Here is an 18,648-nt window from a genome sequence, read left to right as displayed (position 1 = left end):
GGCGGGCTCTCAAGGGGTGGACGACCGCGCCGCCCACCCCCGGATCAACGTCAGGCCTTCTGGACGTCGGCCCACTCGACCTGGTTGAGAAGGTTGATCTTGACGTTCTTGACCTTGGTTGAGTACCCAGAATTGTTCCGGTAGAAGTACACCGGGATGTAGGGGAGATCCCTGATCAGGACGTCATCGGCCTGCTGGTAGAACTTCAGGCCCTCTTCGGCGGTCGCCGCCTGGTCGCCCTTGGCCACCAGGTCGTCGAACTCCTTGTTGGAGTAACCCGCGTAGTTGGAGCCGTTCGTGATGGCGCCGGTCGAGAAGATCGGCGTCAGGTAGTTCTCGGCGGACGGGTAGTCGATCGCCCAGCCCATCCGGAACATGCCCTTGTACTTCTTGGCGTCCAGGTCGTCCAGGATCGCCGCGAACTTCTCGAACGGCTTGACCGTGACCTCGACCTGCAGGTTGGCGCGCAGGTTGTTGGCGACAGCCTCGATCCACTCCTTGTGGCCACCGTCGGCGTTGTAACCCAGCTCCAGCTTGGCCGGACCCTTGGCCGCGGCGTACTGCTCCTTGGCCTTGCCCGGGTCGTAGGTGCAGGCCGCGCAGGCGCCCTGACGGTAACCCGCGATGGCCGGGTTGATGAAGTCGTCGGCCGGGGCGCGAGTACCGGAGAAGACCGTCTCGGCGATGGTCTTCCGGTCGATGGCCATGGAGATGGCCTCGCGGACCTTGATGTCCTTGTACTCGTCGTTGTACTGCAGCGGGAAACCGACGTAACCGATACCGGCGTCCGGCTGGTCCACGTAGCGGTCACCGAGCGCGGTCTTCGCGCTGGCGATCGCCGAGGCGGGCAGCTGGTCCTGGATGTCGATGTTGTCGGCCTGGAGGTCGTTGTAGGCCGTCTCAGCGCTGTTGTAGAGCTTGAACTGCAGCTTCGTCCAGCCGGTCGGCTTGGTGCCGGGGTACTTGTCGTACACCGTCAGGTCGACCGTCTGGTCGGTGCCCTTCTTGTACGGCTTGTCCAGCTTGAAGAGGCCCTGACCGATCGGCTGCTCGCCGTACGCGTCCGTCACCTTGCCGTCGGGGCCGAAGGCCGCCTTGGGCAGGGGGTAGAACGCGGTGTAGCCGAGCATCACCTTGAACTGCGAGAACGGCGCGGCCAGTGTGACGGTGAAGGTGGTGTCGTCGACGACCTTGAGACCCTTCATCTCCTTGGTCGTGACTTCCTTGCCCTCACCCGGGGCGAGGTCGCCGTAGCCGTCGATCCGGCCGAAGAAGTAGCCGGCGCCCTGGGCGTTGTCCTGGTTGGCGGCGTAGTTCCACGCGTCGACGTAGTTCTGCGCGACCAGGGGCTCACCGTTGTGCCAGGTGTAGCCCGGCTTGAGCTTGATCGTCCAGGTGATGTTGTCCTCGCTGGTGATCGACTCGGCAGCGGCCTCGACGGCCTGCTTGTTCTCGTCGTAGTTCACCAGGGGCTCGAAGACAGCCGCGAGGAGCTCGGCACCCTCGGACTCTGTGGTGTTGGATGGGACCAGCAGGTTCTGCGGCTCGCCCAGCTCCATACGGACCGGCGTCGTCTCCCCGCCGCCCGCGGTGGGGTCTCCGCCGGACGGGGTGGCGCCGCCGCCACACGCGGCAACCGCGAGGGCGAGCAGCGCGGTACCGGCGACGATCCGTGCGCCTCGAGTAACACGCATGGTGAAAAACTTCCTCCCTCTACAAGTGGGCGTAAGCGCTGAGCTGCGATGATCGTGAGCAGCCTGACGGGGGGTTCCTTGTAATCCCCCGGGTTTGGCTGACCTGGTCAAACCAGCCGACGCCCTGCCAGTCGATCGCGACTATCCCTTACTACTTGCCACCAGGGAGTCTCTGGCGCGTTGCAGTTCGGTCACACGTGCGCCTATCCCACGTCACACCCATAGAACGCACGCCGCGACAAAGGTCATTAAACGGTCATGTGAGCACAGGAGTGGACGTGAACAGTTGATGAAAATTACCTCCTACCAGACAGTGCTCGCGCCGTTCCGGACAGAGTCGTTCGCGCTGAGCTACGGTTGAACGACTCTTGACGGTGCCTTGGAACCGGGCACCCGGGACGACCGTCCAAGAGTCGGCCACAGTCCCCGTGGCAGCCACCCCAACGACCCGGATCCAATAGAGTCCTTGCCATGAGCCAGCCGGAATCCGCTGTCGCGGACGCCCAGGCGGGCGGCCGAAGCGGGCAGGAGCCGCTGGCCAAGCTCGCCGAGAGATACGGTCTTCGCCGTGCCATCGCGCGGCCGAGGTTTCCCGTATACATGCGCCAGCTGTGGGAGCGGCGACACTTCGTTCTGACGTACGCGACCTCGCGCAACGTCTCGAAGTACTCCAACTCGGCCCTGGGCCAGCTGTGGCAGGTCCTGACCCCGCTGCTCAACGCCGGCATCTACTACGTGATGTTCGGCCTCATCCTCGGCGGCAAGGGCAACATCGAGAACTACCCGGCGTTCCTGATCACCGGGATGTTCGTCTTCACCTTCACGCAGCGGACGGTGACGGCCGGCGCCAAGTCGATCTCCGGCAACCTGTCGATGATCCGCGCCCTGCACTTCCCCAGGGCCACGCTGCCGCTCGCCTACACGATCCAGGAGCTGCAGCAGCTCGCCATCTCCATGGGCGTGCTCGGCGTGATCGTGGTGGCCACCGGCGAGTTCCCGACCTGGTACTGGCTGATGATCCCCGTGGTGCTGCTGCTGCAGACCATGTTCAACGTCGGCGCCGCGCTGGTCATCGCCCGGCTCGGCGCGTCCATGCGCGACCTCAACCAGCTGCTGCCCTTCATCACGCGCACCTGGCTCTACGCCTCCGGCGTCTTCTTCGCCATCCACGACAAGGTCGTCAACGGCGCCGGCCTGCCCGAGTGGGTGGCCACCGCGATGTACCTCAACCCCGCCGCATCCTTCATCGAGTGGATGCGCGAGATCCTGATCAAGTCCTACAACCCCGACTTCGGGCACCACCCCCCGACGATGGTCTGGGCCTCTTGCGTATTCTGGGCGGTGTTCGCACTCGGATTCGGCTTCTGGTACTTCTGGCGAGCCGAGGAGAGGTACGGGCGTGGCTGAGCTGACCAAGGAGCTGTCAAAGGTGAAGGGCGAGGAGCCCGCCGTCCCCGGCAAGGACGTGAGGGTGCATCCCAACCCGGAGCTCGCGACCAAGGGCCCCTTGGACGCACCCACCGGGACGCCGACGGTCATCGTCGACGACCTGCACATCGTCTACCGGGTCTACGGCGCGGCATCGGAGAGCGAGAAGGGCAACGCCGTCAACGCCCTCACGCGCATCCTCAAGCGGCAGGGGCGGCCGCAGATGAAAGAGGTGCACGCCGTCAAGGGCGTCACCTTCGTCGCCTACCACGGCGACGCGATCGGCATCGTGGGCCGCAACGGCTCCGGCAAGTCCACGCTGCTGCGTGCCATCGCCGGCCTGCTGCCCCCGCACTCCGGCGCCGTCTACACCGACGGCCAGCCGTCGCTGCTCGGCGTCAACGCCGCCCTCATGCGCGAGCTGACCGGCGAGCGCAACATCGTCCTCGGCTGCTACGCCATGGGCATGACGCCGTCCGAGGTCCGGGAGAAATACCAGGAGATCGTCGACTTCTCCGGCATCGACGAGTTCGTCCAGCTGCCCATGTCCACCTACTCCTCCGGCATGGGCGCCCGTCTCCGCTTCGCCATCTCCTCCGCCAAGACGCACGACGTCCTTCTCATCGACGAGGCCCTGGCGACGGGCGACCGCGAGTTCCGCAAGAAGAGCGAGCAGCGCATCCGCCAGATCCGCGAATCCGCCGGCACCGTCTTCCTCGTCGCCCACGACCTCCGGGTCATCGAGCAGACCTGCAACCGCGTCATCTGGCTGCACAAGGGCAAGATCAAGATGGATGGCGACCCCAAGGAAGTCCTCGCCGCCTACACCAAGGGCTGACCCGCCCCGGCCAGGGCGGGCCGCCCCACCCCTCGGGCCCCTCCGAGGGCACCCGGCGCCCGCCTCGCGGCGCTTCCCGGCCGGTGCTGTCGTCGCATGGACCGAACGGCCGTGGCGGCCTTCCTCGCCCGGCCCCTCACCTCGGCTCACCGCCCGCCGCCTTGAGCCACCACGGAACCACCCGCAGAGCCCTCAGGCGACCCCCCGGACGCGTCGTCGCTTGAGCGCGAACCGGCTGGCACCGCCATCACCGGCCCTCCCACCTCACGGCGCTTCCCAGCCGGCGGTGGTGCGCATGGGCGGAACCATCGCAACGGGCCCTCCCAGGAGGGAGCGTGCCGGGTGAGGGCGTACGGGATCGCTTGTTTGTGCGAAAAGGGGAGTGACACGTGAGGCAAAGGACTGACAGGGTGACACCGGTCCGATAGGATTCGAACGTCGGTTCGAGCCCGGGAAACGGTGATGGAGTGGGGGAGCGCGTTGGGAGAGCTTTCGGCCGCGATCGACCACCTGGACACCGAGGACGTGTCCGAAATACCCAGGATGCAGCTGGCCGAGCAGCTGCTCGAGTTGCACTGGCAGATGGCCCGGCTGCAGGCGCAGATCGCCCGCCGCACCGGGGTGCGCCTGCCCTGATCCGCACAGAAACCTGACCACCGCACAGAATCCGATCGCCGTACAGGAGCACAGGAGCCTGATCACCCGTACAGGAGCGAGCCTGATCAGCCGCAAGAAAAGGCCGCCGGCCCAGTGAAGTGGGGCCGGCGGCCGTTGATGTGCGGCTCGGCGGGGCGCCGCCGCCCTGCAGTGGCGGTGGCGCGGGCGAGCCGAGGCCGGGGTGACACCCGGCGCGCAGAGCCTCCGAACAGGCCCCGGCATCTCAAGGGGCGTTCGAGAAGAGCTCAGGCGGGCCGCAGGCACGGGGTCGGCACCTCACGTGGACTCCCGTCGCGGCTGCGCCGGTGTCAGTTCGTGGGCCAGGCGTTCACGTGGCTGGTGAGGGCGGCCGTGGACCAGCCCAGGGAAGTGATGGTCTCGTTGTAGGTACCGGTGGCCTTGGTGCCGTTGGCCGACAGGAGGTTGGAGACGTCCTCCACGAGCGGGGACACCTCGTCGACGGCGGCGATCTGGGTGGTGCCGGGCAGCGACTCGACGAGCGGCGCCGCCTCGGCGGGGGTCACGTGGCCGATGAGCGGCGACAGCTCGCCGCGCGTGGCGTGCGGCAGCGCGTGCTTGGCCGCGCCGCCGAGGCCGGCCATCGTGCTCTCCAGCGACAGGTTCTCCAGGCCCTGGGTGGTGCCGTTCAGCGTGTCGGTGGTGGTGTTGCCGGCGTCGACGACGCTGGTGGTGCCACCGGGCAGCAGCCTGGTGGTCGACAGCTTGGCCATGGCCCCGCTCAGGGAGCCTTCGACCAGGTCCGCCACCGACGCGAAGGCGCCCTGCAGGGTGCCGTCGACGCTGGGCTTGACGGCGACGGGCTGCGGCGCGGCCATGCGGGAGGCGCCCGGCACGACGCCGGCCAGCGGCAGGCCCTTGGTCAGGCCGCCGAGCAGGGGCAGGCCGGCGATCCTGGGGGCCAGTTCGGGCCGCGGCTCCGACCAGCGGGTGGCGTCCTCGTAGGAGTTGGGGCCCATCGGGCCCGCGGGCTCGGCCTGGCCCTCGTACTGCTCGGCGGGCGCGGACTTCTTGCCGCCGCCCAGCAGGCCGCCGCCGCCGCCGAGCAGGCCGCCCAGCAGGCCGGTGACCGGGCTGAGCAGGCCGCCGAGTCCGCCGCCGCCCTTGCCGCCCGGCTCGTCGGCCTGGGGCGCGACGCGGTTGCCGAGGTCCTGGACGTCGGCGTGGACCGGCGGGGCCAGCGCGGCCGCAAGCCCGAATGAAGTCACGGCCACGGCCGTCTTGATTACGCGTTTCATGATTGCCTTCCCGGCTCGTTGATCGATCGCTCTTGAATGCAGCGAAAATGCGAATCGATAACCCCCGAATGCCGAGTCGTACGCGCTATGGGCACCACACGAAGCGCGTCGTCCCGGCTGAGCTACTAAAGCAGTTCTATCACCCCGTGCGAGCCCGGGGCAGCTGCTGGAAGCCCGCGTGACACGGGCTTTGTGGGTAAGTTACCGAGCGGGGGAAAGGTAATGCGCGGCCGGACAAAGCGGGAAATACCAGGAGGCTATTTCGGATATTCCTGGGACAAGGAAGTGCGCCCGCACGGCCCACCGGCATCTTCGTCAAAACGAAATGCCAGGGGCCGGGGGCGCAGATTTTCCGCTTGCGGTAGACGCGCTTGAACCGGTCAGACCGGCAGCAGGGCCTCCTCGGCCTCGAACGGAAAACGTTCGGCGAATGCCGGGCGCAGGTCCGTGAGCCACACCGCGGTGGGGTCGTACCGGGCGAAGAACGGCCGCCCGACCAGGCTGGGGTCGCGGGCCTGGATGAGGTGGAGGACGAACACGCGCTGCCCGTCGATCTCCATGACGCCGTCGACGCACACCTTGCCCGGTGTCGCCGACATCGAGGGGCCCCGGACCGTCCGGCAGAGCCCGGAGACGCTCGCGTAGGCGTCTCTGAAGACTTCGTACGCGCGCGCGAGCGGCACCGCGAAGTAGTCCTGCGGGCCGGTGTCCCGCTCGATGAACATGTAGTAGGGGATCATCCCCATCCGGAGCTGCCGCCGCCACATGTCCGACCAGATGAGCGGGTCGTCGTTGATGGACCTGATGAGCGGCGCCTGGGTCCTGATCGTGGCCCCGCTGCCGAGAATCCGCTTGACCGCCGACTCCACCAGCGGTGACTCCAGCTCGCGCGGGTGCGAGAAGTGGGCCATGAAGGCGAGGTTCTTGCCCGACTCCACGACCTCTTCGAACAGGCCGAGCGTGGCGTCGGCGTCGGGGTCGGTGACGAAGCGCTGCGGCCAGTACGCCAGCGCCTTGGTGCCGATCCTCACCGATTCGAGCTGGTCGAGCGCCAGCAGCGGCTCGATGTAGCGCCGGATCACCGGCTCGCCCATGATCATGGCGTCGCCGCCGGTGATCAGGACGCTGGTGACCTCGGGGTGCCGGCGGATGTAGCCGACCATCTGGTCGATGTCATCCGAGGCGAACTTCAGATCGGCGTCGCCGACGAACTGGGCCCACCGGAAGCAGTAGGTGCAGTACGCGTGGCAGGTCTGCCCCTGCTTGGGGAAGAAGAGCACCGTCTCCGGATATTTGTGCTGCATCCCCGGCACGGGCTCGTCCCCGATGCGGGGCACGTTGAGCTCTTTCTGACCGGCGGGGTGCGGGTTGAGTTGCGCGCGGACCCGGTTGGCCTCGGCCTGGATCTCCGCGTTGGGCGCCTCGGCCTTGAGCAGGTCCGCCAGCCTGGCCACGTCGGCCGCGGGCAGCATGTCCTGCTGCGGGAAGACCAGGCGGTATATGGGGTCGTCGGGCGCTGCCGACCAATCTATGAGTTCATCCACGACGTAGGCGTTGGTCCGGAAGGGCAGCACCGTGGCCACGGCGCGCACCTTCAGTCGTTCCTCGTCGTCGAGCCCGGCTCGCAGCAGGAGGTCGTCGAGGTGCTTGGACGTGTACGCCTTGAAGCGTCGGGTTCCTGCTTGGTTCAAGATCACTAGGCCGTTCCCATCTTTTTTGTTCGATCGTGTAAACCTGATGCCTCCGTCGCGCGTCTAACGCTCTTATATCGGGACGCGGCATGCCGGGGCTACGGTTCCGCGTGGGCTCCAAGTTTCTCTGGAGCTTCCCTATCGCGACATATCGCGTCTTCATCTAGACTGTCGGCGTGACCGACGACCCGACGATGCGGGCCTCCGACGCCGACCGTGACCGCGCGGCCACGGTGCTCGGCGAGGCGTTCGCCAGCGGAAGACTCACCAGTGTCGAGCACGCCGACCGGCTGGAGGCCATCTACACGGCCAGGACCGTAGGCGACCTCGTCCCCTTCACCAAGGACCTCCCCCAGTCGACCGGCGCGGGCTCCAGCCTGGCCGCCCTGGAGCAGCAGAACGTCAGCGCGGTGTTCAGCAAGGTCATCAAGCGCGGCCGCTGGATCGCCTCCCGCCACACGCACCTGGCGGCCACGTTCGGCGCCCTCATCGTGGACCTGTCGCAGGCCGTGCTCCCGGGCCGCGAGATCACGGTGTCCGTCAGCGCGTTCTGCGCCAAGACGATCGTCAGGGTGCCCCCGAACGCCCAGGTCGTCGACGAGGTGGGCGCGGTGTTCTCCAAGCGTCAGGTGTCGGGCGGCTCCGAAGGCGACGGCCCGGTCATCAGGATCACCGGGCGGGTCACGTTCGGCAAGGTCATCGTGGCCCGCACCGTCACCGACTGGAACCTGCACGGCGACGCGTAGCGGGCACTACTGACCGGTTAACCTGGTAGCGGCCTGTGAAGACATGCCGTACGAGGTGACCATTGTCCGACAGCAGGCCGATCGCGGTCGACGCCATGGGCGGCGACCACGCGCCGCACGAGATCGTGGCCGGCGCCGTCCACGCGGTGCGGGAGCGCGGGCTGCCCGTCGTGCTCGTCGGCGCCCCCCGGGTCCTCTACGAGGCGCTGGCCGACCACGGCGCCACCAACGAGTTGCCCATCGTGCGCGCCGAAGAGGCGCTGGCCATGGACGAGGGCGCGCTGGCCAGCCTGCGCCGCCCTCGCTCCAGCATCGCGATCGCCTGCCACCTGGTGCGGCGCGGCGACGTGTCGGCGGTGGTGTCGGCCGGTTCGACCGCGGGCATCGTGGCCACCGGCAAGCTCCGGCTCAAGGCCCAGCAGGGCGTGCTGCGCCCGGCCATCGCCGTCGCGCTGCCCACCCTGCCGCACCCCACGCTGCTCCTCGACGCGGGCGCGAACGCCGAGGTCAAGCCGGAGGCGCTGGTGCAGTTCGGGCACCTGGGCGCCGCCTACGCCGAGCTCGCCCACGGCGTCGAACACCCCCGCGTCGCCCTGCTGACGATCGGCAGCGAGGCGGGCAAGGGCAACAAGCTCGTCCGGCGCGCCCACGAGCTGCTGGAGGCCGCGCCCGGCCTGCACTTCGCCGGCAACGTCGAGGGCTACGACCTGCTGACCGGGAAGGCCGACGTGATCACCACCGACGGCTTCACCGGCAACGTCGCGCTGAAGACCATGGAAGGCGCGGTCCGCTACGCCTTCGACGAGCTCAGGCAGTCGATCGGCGACAGCCCGGTGGCCCGGCTGGGCGCTCTCATGCAGCGCTCCCGCCTGCGCGAGCTGAGCCACCGGCTGGACGCCGAGGCGCACGGCGGCGCGGTGCTGCTCGGGCTCAACGGCACCGTGGTCATCGCGCACGGTTCGTCCCGGGCGGCGGGCATCAGCGCCGCCTGCCAGCTCGCCGCAGACCTGTCCGAAGGCGGCCTGGTGACCAGGATCGGCGAGCGGATCGCGAGCACCGGCCGCTCCCATCGCTCACGCTAGTGTGTGGCAGGTCCGGGGGATGGCGGGGGGAATTGTCGTGGATGCGGGGCGAGGGCTGTCGGCTGCGCAAGTGGCCGTGGCGAAGGCCAACCACGTGCCCAAACGGTCGAGCAGGTCGCTGGCCGCCATCGTGCGGGCGAACTTCTGCACGCTCTTCAACCTGGTCATCGGCGTCTTATGGCTGCTGATCCTGGTCTTCGGCGAGTGGCAGGACAGCGTGTTCGGCCTGATCATGCTCGCCAACGTGCTGGTCGGCGTCGTGCAGGAGCTGCGTGCCAAGCGCACCCTCGACCGGCTGGCCGTGGTCGGCCAGAGCCCGGTCACGGTCCGCCGCGACGGCCTTGAGCAGGAGATCGCCCCTGAGCAGGTGGTGCTCGGCGACCTGGTCCTGCTCGCCCCCGGCGACCACCTGCTGGTCGACGGCGAGGTCGTCGAGTCGGCCGGGCTGGAGGTGGACGAGTCACTGCTGACCGGCGAGGCCGACCCGGTGCCCAAGCGGCCCGGCGACCGGGTCCTGTCGGGCAGCTTCGCCGTCGCCGGCGCCGGCGCGTTCACGGCCACGGCCGTCGGCACCGACGCCTACGCCGTGCGGCTGGCCGAGGAGGCCGCCAGGTTCCACCTGTCGCACTCGGAGCTGCGTGACGGGATCAAACGGTTCATCCGCTACGTCACCTGGCTCGTCATCCCGATCGGCGCCCTGCTCATGTACAGCCAGCTGCGCCACTCGGTGGACTTCGGCACCGCCATCACCGGCGCGGTCGCGGGCATCGTCACCATGATCCCCGAAGGGCTCGTGCTGATGACCTCGATCGCCTTCGCCATCGGCGTGGTCCGGCTCGGCCGCCGCCGCTGCCTGGTCCAGGAGCTGCCCGCGATCGAGGGCCTGGCCAGGGTCGACGTCCTCTGCCTGGACAAGACCGGCACGCTCACGGCCGGCGGCATGGAGCTGGGCGAGGTCCTGCCGCTGCGCGACGGCGAGCCCGTGACCGACGCGCTCGCCGCCCTCGCCGGCGCCGACCCCCGCCCCAACGCCACCGCGCGGGCCATCCTGGAGCGCCATCCGGCCGCGCCCTGGCGGGCGCTGGCCACCGTCCCGTTCTCCTCGGCACGCAAGTGGAGCGGCGCCGACTTCGGCCCGCACGGCACGTGGGTGCTCGGCGCGCCCGACATCCTGCTCACCCCGCACGACCAGGGGTACGCGCAGGCCGCCGAACTGAGCGCCACCGGTGCCCGCGTGCTGGCGCTGTGCCGTACGACGACGCTGCCGGAAAGCGGCGCACCCGAGGCCGAGCCCGTCGCGCTGGTGACGCTGAAGCAGCGGATCAGGCCGGACGCGCGTGAGACGCTGCGCTACTTCGAGAAGCAGGGCGTCACGGTCAAGGTGATCTCCGGCGACAGCGCCGTCGCGGTGTCCGCGATAGCCACCGAGCTCGGCATCCCGGGCGGCGACCGCGCCGTCGACGCCCGCACGCTGCCGGAGGACGACGAGGAGAAGCTGGCCGAGGTGCTCGCCGCCAACACCGTCTTCGGCCGTGTCACCCCGCAGCAGAAGCGTCAGTTCGTCGGCGCGCTGCGGGCGCGCGGGCACACCGTGGCGATGACCGGCGACGGCGTCAACGACGTGCTGGCGCTCAAGGACGCCGACCTCGGCATCGCGATGGGCGCGGGCAGCCCGGCCACCAAGGCGGTCGCCCAGGTGGTGTTGCTCGACAACCGGTTCGCCACGCTGCCGCACGTGGTGGGCGAGGGGCGCCGGGTGCTGGCCAACATCGAGCGGGTGTCCGGGCTGTTCCTGACCAAGACGTTCTTCGCGATCGTGCTGGCGCTGACCACCGGCGTCGCGGGGATGATGTTCCCGTTCACGCCGAGACACTCGACGCTGGTGAACGCGGTGACGATCGGCATCCCGGCGCTGTTCCTGGCGCTGGCGCCGACGCTCGAGCGGGCCAAGCCCGGGTTCGTGCCGAGGGTGCTGCGCTTCGCCGTGCCCGCGGGGGTGTTCTGCGCGATCGCCGTGCTGGTGGCCTATTCGGCGGCGGCGACGGGCACGCTGGAACAGGACCGCACCTCGGCGGTGCTCGCGCTCTTCCTCACCACCTGGTGGGTGCTCGTGCTCGTCGCCAGGCCGCTCACCCGGGGCCGGATCGTGCTGGTCGCCGCCATGGCCGGGCTGTTCGCGCTGGCTCTGGCGATCCCCGCGGTGCGCGAGCTGTTCACGCTCCAACCGGGCGGCGCGCGGGCCGACCTGATCGCCGTCGGCGTCTCCGTGGCGGCCGCCGCCGCGATCAGCGTCGCGGTCAAGGCCACCGGTACCCTTAGGGCATGACCGACCCGCAGCTAGTGCTCACCGAGCGCGTCCAGCAGGCGCTGGCCGCCGCGTTCGGTGCTGAGCACGCCGACGCAGACCCGCTGATCAGGCCCTCCCAGTTCGCCGACTTCCAGGCGAACGTCGCGATGAGCCTGGCCAAGCGCCTGCGACGGTCCCCGCGGGAGGTCGCCGAGGCGATCAGGGCGGAGCTGTCCGACTTCCCCGGCACGGTCGAGGTCAGCGGCCCCGGCTTCCTCAACATCACGCTCGACGACGCCTGGATCGAGTCCGAGGCCACGCGCGTGGCCGCCGACCCGCGCTCCGGCGTGGGCGCCATCACGCCCGCCCAGACCATCGTGATCGACTACTCCGCGCCCAACGCGGCCAAGGAGATGCACGTCGGCCACCTGCGCACCACGATCGTCGGCGACTCGCTGGTGCGCGTGCACGAGCACCTCGGCAACCACGTCATCAGGCAGAACCACCTGGGCGACTGGGGCACCCCGTTCGGCATGCTCATCGAGCACCTGCTCGACATCGGCGAGGAGGCCGCGGTCCAGCAGCTCGAAGCCGGCCTGGGCACCGAGTACTACCAGGCGGCCCGGAGCAAGTTCGACGGCGACGAGGCGTTCAAGTCGCGGGCCCGCGCCCGGGTGACCACGCTGCAGTCGGGCGACCCGGAGACCATCCGGCTCTGGCACGTCTTCATGAACGCCACCGTGCGCTACTTCAACAAGATCTACGACCTGCTCGGCGTCACGCTCACCGACGCCGACATCGCCGGCGAGAGCATGTACAACCCGATGCTGGAGAAGACCTGCCGCGACCTGGAAGACGCGGGCACGGCGGTGATCAGCGAGGGCGCGCTCTGCCTGTTCCCGCCCGGCTTCACCGGCTCCGACGACAAGCCGCTGCCGCTGATCATCAGGAAGAGCGACGGCGGCTACGGCTACGCCTCCACCGACATGGCGGCGATCCGCTACCGGGTCGACGACCTCAAGGCCGACCGCATCCTCTACGTCGTGGGCGCCGACCAGGCGCTGCACTTCCGGATGGTGTTCGCCGCCGCCCGGATGGCGGGCTGGCTGCCCGACACGGTCTCGGCCGAGCACGTGCAGATCGGCATGATGCTGGGCAAGGACGGGCGCCGGTTCAAGACCCGCTCGGGCGAATCGGTGAAGCTGATGGCCCTGCTGGAGGAGGCCGTCGACCGGGCCCAGCAGAAGCTGGCCGACCGCGAGTACGACGAGGCGACCCGCCACGAGATCGCCAGCGACGTCGGCATGGGCGCGGTGAAGTACGCCGACCTGTCGGTCGGCCACGACACCGAATACGTCTTCGACTTCGACCGGATGCTGGAGTTCCACGGCAACACCGGCCCCTACATGCAGTACGCGACGGCCCGGATCCGCTCCATCTTCCGCAAGGCCGAGATGGAGCCGTCGCAGGCCACCGCCGGCATCGTGCCCGCCGAGCCCGCCGAGCGCGCGCTGGTGATGCACCTGCTCGGCTTCGGCCAGATCGTCGAGCAGGTCGCCGTCCACTCCGAGCCGCACCGGCTCTCGGGCTTCCTGTTCGAGGCGGCCAAGCTGTTCAGCGGCTTCTACGAGGAGTGCCCGGTCATCAAGCCGGGTGTCGACCCGCAGGTCCGGGCGCATCGGCTGGCGCTGTGCGCGCTGACCCTGCGGGTGCTGGAAAGCGGCCTCGACCTGCTCGGGGTCCCCGTCCCCGAGCGCATGTAACAGGCAGTTAGCGCGAAAGACCCCCGTTCCGTCGTGGGCGCGCCTCCACCTCGAAGGCGCGCCCCAACGGTTAGGCTTTACGCGGTCATGAACTGAGGCCGAAATGGGGGAGTTCTCTGCCTTGAGCACGGACCTGACTGCGAGCCCCCAGACAGCGGCGGAGTTGCGCCGTTACGCCGAGGCGCTGCTGGCACACCTGGCAGCCAACGGCTCCGCGCCTCCCGCCCCGCCGGGCTTCGCCGACATCCCGGGCAACTGGCTGCCGCCCGCCGTCGAGGCACTGGTGGCGATCCTGGCCGGTGACGATCCGCTGGAGCCGCTGAGCAAGGCCGCCAGCCGCGACCAGCAGCAGACCGCCCTCTTCCTGTGCCTGTCGCTGGCCGTGGCCGGGCACGGCAGCCGCATCCACGCCTCGTGGCTCGGCACCGCCTTCGGCGAGCTGTCGCTCGACCAGCCCGTCAGCCACGGCCAGCGCTCGCTGTGGCTGGCCGCCGCCAGGGGGGCCTACGGCCCGGCCGGCAAGATCTTCGTGCTGCGCAAGCTCGACGCGCTCGCGGTGCAGGAGCACACCGACCCGTCGCAGTGGACGCAGGCGCTCATCCCGGGCGAGCCGTCGGTCGTGGTGCCCGCCTCGCTCGTCGACTTCCCGGAGATGGCCGAGATCCCGGAGCTGGCCAGGCCCGCCCAGGCGGCCGCCCGGCTCGAACGGTTGCGGGCCCGCTGCGCGGAGATCACCTCGACCCGGCAGGCCGGCCAGAGCGCCTCCACGCCCCTCACCAACTCCGACGCCAGCCCCGCGGCGGCCTGGCAGGAGGACGAGCCGCTGGCGGTGCTGCGCTCGCTGATCGGCCTGGGCGGCCCGCCCGGGCCGATGGCCTCGCTCAGCTCACATCTGCTGGACGACCTGCGCCCCGGCTCCGACCCGTACCTGGCGGCGATCGCCCTGCACGTGGCCGCCCCGATCCTGCGCGGCGTCGCCGAGGAGCTCGAGGCCGACACGCGGCTGGAGCCACCCGCCACGCTCACCGTGGCGCTGCTCGGCCACCACGTCAAGCTGCACCCGGAAGGCCCGGACGAGAGCTCGATGGCCGTCGCCGAGGCCGCCATCGTCAGCACCGGCACCACGCCGCGCCGCCGTCCGTGGGACGTCGCGCTGATGGTGACCGCGGCCCTGGCGTGCTTCGCCGGCGCGGTGTTCGGTCCTCCGCTGCTCGCGGCGGCGGGCGTCGCCCTGCTCGGCCTGGCGGGGTGGCGGCTCTGGCGGCGGCACAAGGCCGCCGAGTCCGACGCCCGGTGGGTGGCCGCCCAGGTGGCCGAGCTGAAGGAGCTCGCCGACGGGGCGGTGTGGGCGCTGCACGCCTACGCGCACGAGGCGGAGGGCCGCGCCAAGCAGGCCGCCGACGACTGCGCCGAGCTCACCCGCCTGATCCGCCGCGGCCCGCGCGCCGCCTGACCGCCCTCTCCCCCGAGAGGACGTGAGACGCGAGCCGCCCGGCTTCCCCGGAAGCCGGGATCAGCTCGTCTCGATCTCCACATGCGCGGGCGCCAGCAGGAAGACCCGATCGGCGATGCGCTCGATCCGGCCCTCGCAGCCATAGGCCAGGCCGGCCGCGAAGTCGACCATCCGGGTCGCTTCCGGCATCGCCATGCCCGTCACATCCATGATCACCGTCTGGCCTTCGCGGAAGTACTGGCCGATCAACGGTGCGTCGTTGTACTTGAGCGGCTGCACCATCACGATGCGCGACGACTCGATCGTGGACCGCCACCTGCGCGCGGCCCGCTCGGTCGCGGGCATGTACTCCTCTTCGTACTGCCCCTCGTCGTCGTATCCCTCGTCGTAGTGGTCGATTCCGCCCAGGCCAAGGTATCCCGCAACCTTACGCACTGCCCCCATCGGCTTGTCCTTTCCTCAGGAACTCACCGCAATCGGCACGTCCCGACACATTGGACGGTAACCGACGATTCCGTGTTCGCCATGCGACACGCCCAGCACTAATTCCATTTTGTACGGCTAGCGTCCTGGTTTCACCCCGATATCCGGCCCCGTATAGCATCCAGCCATGCGCCTGTTCATCGTCGATGCCTTCACCAGCACCGCATTCAAGGGTAATCCCGCAGCCGTCTGCCTGCTGGAGGAACGGGTTCCCGACGAGTGGATGCAGGCCGTCGCGGCCGAGATCAACCTGTCGGAGACGGCCTTCCTGCTGGGTGATTCGCTGCGCTGGTTCACGCCGAAGGTCGAGGTCACGCTGTGCGGCCACGCCACCCTGGCCACGGCCCACGTCCTGTATTCGACGGGTGCGGCGACGGGTGCTGTGCAATTCGGCACAGCGAGCGGTCCGCTCACCGTGAATCGCATGCCGGACAACATGATCACTATGGATTTTCCAGCCAAGGAAGTGACACCCGCCACAGTTCCGGACGGTCTGGAAAAAGCACTCGGCACCGCCGCGGTGCACGTCGGCAGGAGCGCTCTCGACCTGCTGGTCGAGCTCGAATCCGAAGAAGCGGTGCGGTCGCTGACGCCCGACATCCCCGCACTGGAGGCGGTCGACGCGCGCGGCGTCATCGTCACGGCTGCCGGCTCGACGACGGACTTCGTCTCCCGCTTCTTCGCCCCGACAGTCGGCGTGCCCGAGGATCCGGTGACCGGCTCGGCGCACTGCGCGCTCTCGCCGTACTGGACTGCCCGGCTCGGTCGCGACACCCTGACGGGAGCGCAACTGTCGGCGCGGGGCGGGGTCGTACGGGTGACGCTCGACGGCGACCGCGTCCATCTCGCGGGACACGCTGTCACCGTCGTCACCGGCACCCTCCACATCTGACGTCTCACCAGTCACAGAGACCTGCCCGTCCGTCCGCGCGGACACACCTCGGCGCCGATCACGATTTGATCACATTTGATCATGAGTGGCTGACCAGCAAGCCGTCCGGCCTGAACTCGACCGCTCAGGCGTACGGCTGAGCCCCACAACGAGTGCAGGGGCATTCGGCGGGCTCGGGGTGGTCGGGGGTGGGCGGGGTCAGGGATGCCGGGCGAGCGTCGTGGCCAGGAGGCGGAGGGCGGCCGCGGAGGTGGAGCCCGGGGCGGCGTTGAAGACCGCCACGCGCTGCCCCTCGTCGTTCGGCAGCGTCATGAACTCGGCGCTGAGCTCCATCGTGCCCACGGTCGGGTGGCGGTAGGTGCGAGGGCCGGTGTCGCACTCGCTCACCGGGTGCGCCGCCCACAGCTCCGCAAACTCGGCGCTGCCCATGGTGAGCTCACCGACCAGCGCGGCCAGCTCGGCGGAGCCTGGGTAGCGCCCCGCGATCAGCCGGAGGTCGGCGACGGTGGAGCGGGCCTTGCCCGGCCAGTCCGCGTACAGCTCCCGCAGGTGCGGGTCCAGGAACAGCATGGCCGCGACGTTGGGCCGCCCGGCGGGGGCGTCCGGCGCGTCGAAGCCGAGGTGGCCGGCGAGCAACGCGTGCGCCATGGCGTTCCAGCAGAGGATGTCGCAGAAGCGTCCCATGACCAGAGCGGGCACCTCCCCGAACGACTCGATCATCACCCGCACGCCCGGCCGCACCCGCTCCGGCTCGGCGAACTGGTGCGCTCGCCGGGGCTTGGGCCTCGCCAGCGAGTAGAGGTGGGCCCGCTCGTCATCGTCCAGACCGAGCACCCGGGCGACCGCGTCGAGGACGGCGTCGGAGGCGTTGGGGCTCTGCCCCTGCTCCAGCCGGGTGTAGTAGCCGGCACTCACCCCCGCGAGCTGCGCCAGCTCCTCCCGTCGCAGCCCCGGCACCCGCCGCCGCCCGAACGCCGGCAGCCCCAGCTCCGCGGGCCGCAGCCTCGCCCTCCTCGACCGCAGGAACTCCCCCAGGTCCGCATGTCCGTCCATACGTCCCAGTATCGCGGCCCGGCACCCCCGCAACCTGCATCTGCCAGATGTACCCACAACAGGCCCCTGCCTGGGCTTCGGCCGCCACCCCACCCTGGATCACGAGCCCACCTTTGAGGAGACAACTGTGAAGATCGTAGTGATCGGCGCGACGGGCACCATCGGAGGCGCGGTCGCCGGCCTGCTGGCGACCGGCCACGAGGTGGTGCCGGCCTCGCGCCGTGGCCCGGTGCGCGTCGACCTGACGGACGCGGCGTCGATCGACGCCCTGTTCGCCGCCGTCCCCGACGTCGACGCCGTCGTGTGCTGCGCGGCGTCCGGCAGCCTGTCCCCGCTCGACACCCCGTCGGACGCGGACTACTGGCGCGGCCTCGACGGCAAACTCGTCGGCCAGGTCACCCTGGCCCGGCGCGCCGCCGCCCACCTGCGGGCCGGCGGCTCGGTGACACTCACCAGCGGGCGCTTCACCGCCCCGACCCCGGGCAGCACGCTCGGCCACCTGGTGAACGCGGGCCTGGAGGCGTTCGTACGTGCCGCCGCGCCGGAGATGCCGCGCGGCATCCGCCTGAACGCCATCAGCCCCGGCTGGGTACGTGAGACGTGCCTTGCCCTGGGCATGGACGGCACGGCAGGCATTCCGGCAGCCGACCTCGCCCGCGCCTACGCCGACACCATCGAGGGCACCGCCCACGGCCACGTCATCACCCCCTGAGACGCGAAAAGGCCCCCGGCTGACCGGAGCCCCTCAACACAACCCCGTAAACCGTCCCGCCCCAAAGCCCGCACAACAACACAAAAAAGGGGGCTCCCGTCCCGGGAACCCCCCTGCACAGAGAAACGCGAAGAGGTCCCCTGACACACAAGGTGTCGAAGGGGCCCTCTCACGAAAGATTGTCCGGCGGTGACCTACTCTCCCACACCCTCCCGAGTGCAGTACCATCGGCGCTGAGAAGCTTAACTTCCGGGTTCGGAATGTAACCGGGTGTTTCCTTCCCGCCATAACCGCCGTAACCCTATGAAACTGACAAGCAGAACCGCTTGCTGTTTCAGAATCGCATAGTGGACGCGAGCAAAAACTTTAAAAAGTATGCTTTGTGGTCAAGTCCTCGGCCTATTAGTACCGGTCAGCTCCACACGTTACCGTGCTTCCACCTCCGGCCTATCAACCCGGTCGTCTACCGGGAGCCTTACCCCCAAACAGGGTGGGAGACCTCATCTCAAGGCGAGCTTCCCGCTTAGATGCTTTCAGCGGTTATCCCTTCCGAACGTAGCCAACCAGCCGTGCACCTGGCGGTACAACTGGCACACCAGAGGTTCGTCCGTCC

Annotated in this window: 15 protein-coding genes and 2 rRNA genes; 10 read left to right on the top strand and 7 right to left on the bottom strand. The window is 69.4% G+C overall.

Annotation, left to right across the window (positions count from 1 at the left end; genetic code table 11):
* Positions 1 to 50: 50 nt before the first annotated feature.
* Positions 51 to 1,694, bottom strand: coding sequence for a peptide ABC transporter substrate-binding protein (locus ADY59_RS08380; RefSeq protein WP_049559794.1), 1,644 nt, complete (start codon positions 1,692 to 1,694; stop codon positions 51 to 53).
* Between the two features lie 471 nt (positions 1,695 to 2,165).
* On the opposite strand from ADY59_RS08380, the gene ADY59_RS08375 reads away from it, so the two are divergent.
* The 3 genes from ADY59_RS08375 (at position 2,166) to ADY59_RS51180 (ending at position 4,596) form a co-directional block, all read left to right on the top strand.
* Positions 2,166 to 3,101, top strand: coding sequence for an ABC transporter permease (locus ADY59_RS08375; RefSeq protein ID WP_049559791.1), 936 nt, complete (start codon positions 2,166 to 2,168; stop codon positions 3,099 to 3,101).
* Complete coding sequence (locus tag ADY59_RS08370; RefSeq protein WP_231618606.1) at positions 3,094 to 3,960, top strand: ABC transporter ATP-binding protein; 867 nt, start codon at positions 3,094 to 3,096, stop codon at positions 3,958 to 3,960. Before ADY59_RS08375 ends, ADY59_RS08370 begins: the two co-directional genes overlap by 8 nt.
* A 480-nt stretch (positions 3,961 to 4,440) precedes the next feature.
* The gene (locus ADY59_RS51180; protein WP_197093507.1) at positions 4,441 to 4,596 is read left to right on the top strand and encodes a hypothetical protein; all 156 of its coding nucleotides are present in this window, start codon (positions 4,441 to 4,443) and stop codon (positions 4,594 to 4,596) included.
* 329 nt (positions 4,597 to 4,925) lie between these two features.
* Here the strand turns inward: ADY59_RS51180 and ADY59_RS08365 are convergent, their stop codons facing one another.
* Complete coding sequence (locus ADY59_RS08365; protein WP_156325375.1) at positions 4,926 to 5,873, bottom strand: hypothetical protein; 948 nt, start codon at positions 5,871 to 5,873, stop codon at positions 4,926 to 4,928.
* A gap of 380 nt (positions 5,874 to 6,253) precedes the next feature.
* Positions 6,254 to 7,570: a KamA family radical SAM protein gene (locus ADY59_RS08360; RefSeq protein WP_049559787.1), complete on the bottom strand. Its 1,317-nt coding sequence runs from the start codon at positions 7,568 to 7,570 to the stop codon at positions 6,254 to 6,256.
* 170 nt (positions 7,571 to 7,740) lie between these two features.
* On the opposite strand from ADY59_RS08360, the gene ADY59_RS08355 reads away from it, so the two are divergent.
* The 5 genes from ADY59_RS08355 to ADY59_RS08335 all read left to right on the top strand — a co-directional run bounded on the left by ADY59_RS08355 (position 7,741) and on the right by ADY59_RS08335 (position 14,895).
* On the top strand, positions 7,741 to 8,310 hold the full coding sequence (locus ADY59_RS08355; protein ID WP_231618605.1) for a DUF1707 SHOCT-like domain-containing protein: 570 nt from the start codon (positions 7,741 to 7,743) through the stop codon (positions 8,308 to 8,310).
* A 62-nt stretch (positions 8,311 to 8,372) separates the two neighbouring features.
* Positions 8,373 to 9,392: a phosphate acyltransferase PlsX gene (gene plsX / locus ADY59_RS08350; RefSeq protein ID WP_063780601.1), complete on the top strand. Its 1,020-nt coding sequence runs from the start codon at positions 8,373 to 8,375 to the stop codon at positions 9,390 to 9,392.
* Positions 9,393 to 9,462: 70 nt separating this feature from the next.
* The gene (locus ADY59_RS08345) at positions 9,463 to 11,718 is read left to right on the top strand and encodes an HAD-IC family P-type ATPase (protein ID WP_231618604.1); all 2,256 of its coding nucleotides are present in this window, start codon (positions 9,463 to 9,465) and stop codon (positions 11,716 to 11,718) included.
* Positions 11,715 to 13,442: an arginine--tRNA ligase gene (gene argS / locus ADY59_RS08340; protein ID WP_049559784.1), complete on the top strand. Its 1,728-nt coding sequence runs from the start codon at positions 11,715 to 11,717 to the stop codon at positions 13,440 to 13,442. The genes ADY59_RS08345 and argS overlap by 4 nt, the downstream gene beginning before the upstream one ends.
* A 121-nt stretch (positions 13,443 to 13,563) precedes the next feature.
* Positions 13,564 to 14,895 carry a hypothetical protein gene (locus ADY59_RS08335; protein ID WP_231618603.1) on the top strand — a complete coding sequence of 444 codons (1,332 nt, stop codon included), beginning with the start codon at positions 13,564 to 13,566 and terminating at the stop codon, positions 14,893 to 14,895.
* Positions 14,896 to 14,955: 60 nt separating this feature from the next.
* On the opposite strand, the gene ADY59_RS08330 is transcribed toward ADY59_RS08335, so the two are convergent.
* Entirely contained in the window at positions 14,956 to 15,339 is a 384-nt protein-coding gene (locus tag ADY59_RS08330) for a cell division protein SepF (RefSeq protein WP_049559780.1), read from the bottom strand.
* Between the two features lie 166 nt (positions 15,340 to 15,505).
* Here ADY59_RS08330 and ADY59_RS08325 point away from each other — a divergent pair, with 166 nt between their 5' ends.
* On the top strand, positions 15,506 to 16,270 hold the full coding sequence (locus tag ADY59_RS08325; protein ID WP_049559779.1) for a PhzF family phenazine biosynthesis protein: 765 nt from the start codon (positions 15,506 to 15,508) through the stop codon (positions 16,268 to 16,270).
* A gap of 198 nt (positions 16,271 to 16,468) precedes the next feature.
* On the opposite strand, the gene ADY59_RS08320 is transcribed toward ADY59_RS08325, so the two are convergent.
* Positions 16,469 to 17,323: a helix-turn-helix transcriptional regulator gene (locus ADY59_RS08320; RefSeq protein ID WP_049559777.1), complete on the bottom strand. Its 855-nt coding sequence runs from the start codon at positions 17,321 to 17,323 to the stop codon at positions 16,469 to 16,471.
* Between the two features lie 127 nt (positions 17,324 to 17,450).
* Here ADY59_RS08320 and ADY59_RS08315 point away from each other — a divergent pair, with 127 nt between their 5' ends.
* Positions 17,451 to 18,035 carry a short chain dehydrogenase gene (locus ADY59_RS08315; RefSeq protein ID WP_049559775.1) on the top strand — a complete coding sequence of 195 codons (585 nt, stop codon included), beginning with the start codon at positions 17,451 to 17,453 and terminating at the stop codon, positions 18,033 to 18,035.
* A 181-nt stretch (positions 18,036 to 18,216) separates the two neighbouring features.
* On the opposite strand, the gene rrf is transcribed toward ADY59_RS08315, so the two are convergent.
* A 5S ribosomal RNA gene (gene rrf, locus ADY59_RS08310) occupies positions 18,217 to 18,333 on the bottom strand.
* 84 nt (positions 18,334 to 18,417) lie between these two features.
* A 23S ribosomal RNA gene (locus ADY59_RS08305) occupies positions 18,418 to 18,648 on the bottom strand; the annotation flags it as partial.

This window comes from Nonomuraea sp. SBT364 (genome assembly GCF_001083785.1).
Taxonomy (GTDB): domain Bacteria; phylum Actinomycetota; class Actinomycetes; order Streptosporangiales; family Streptosporangiaceae; genus Nonomuraea.
The sequence above is the reverse complement of the archived record's forward strand: the minus strand, read 5'-3'. Positions and strand labels throughout refer to the sequence as shown.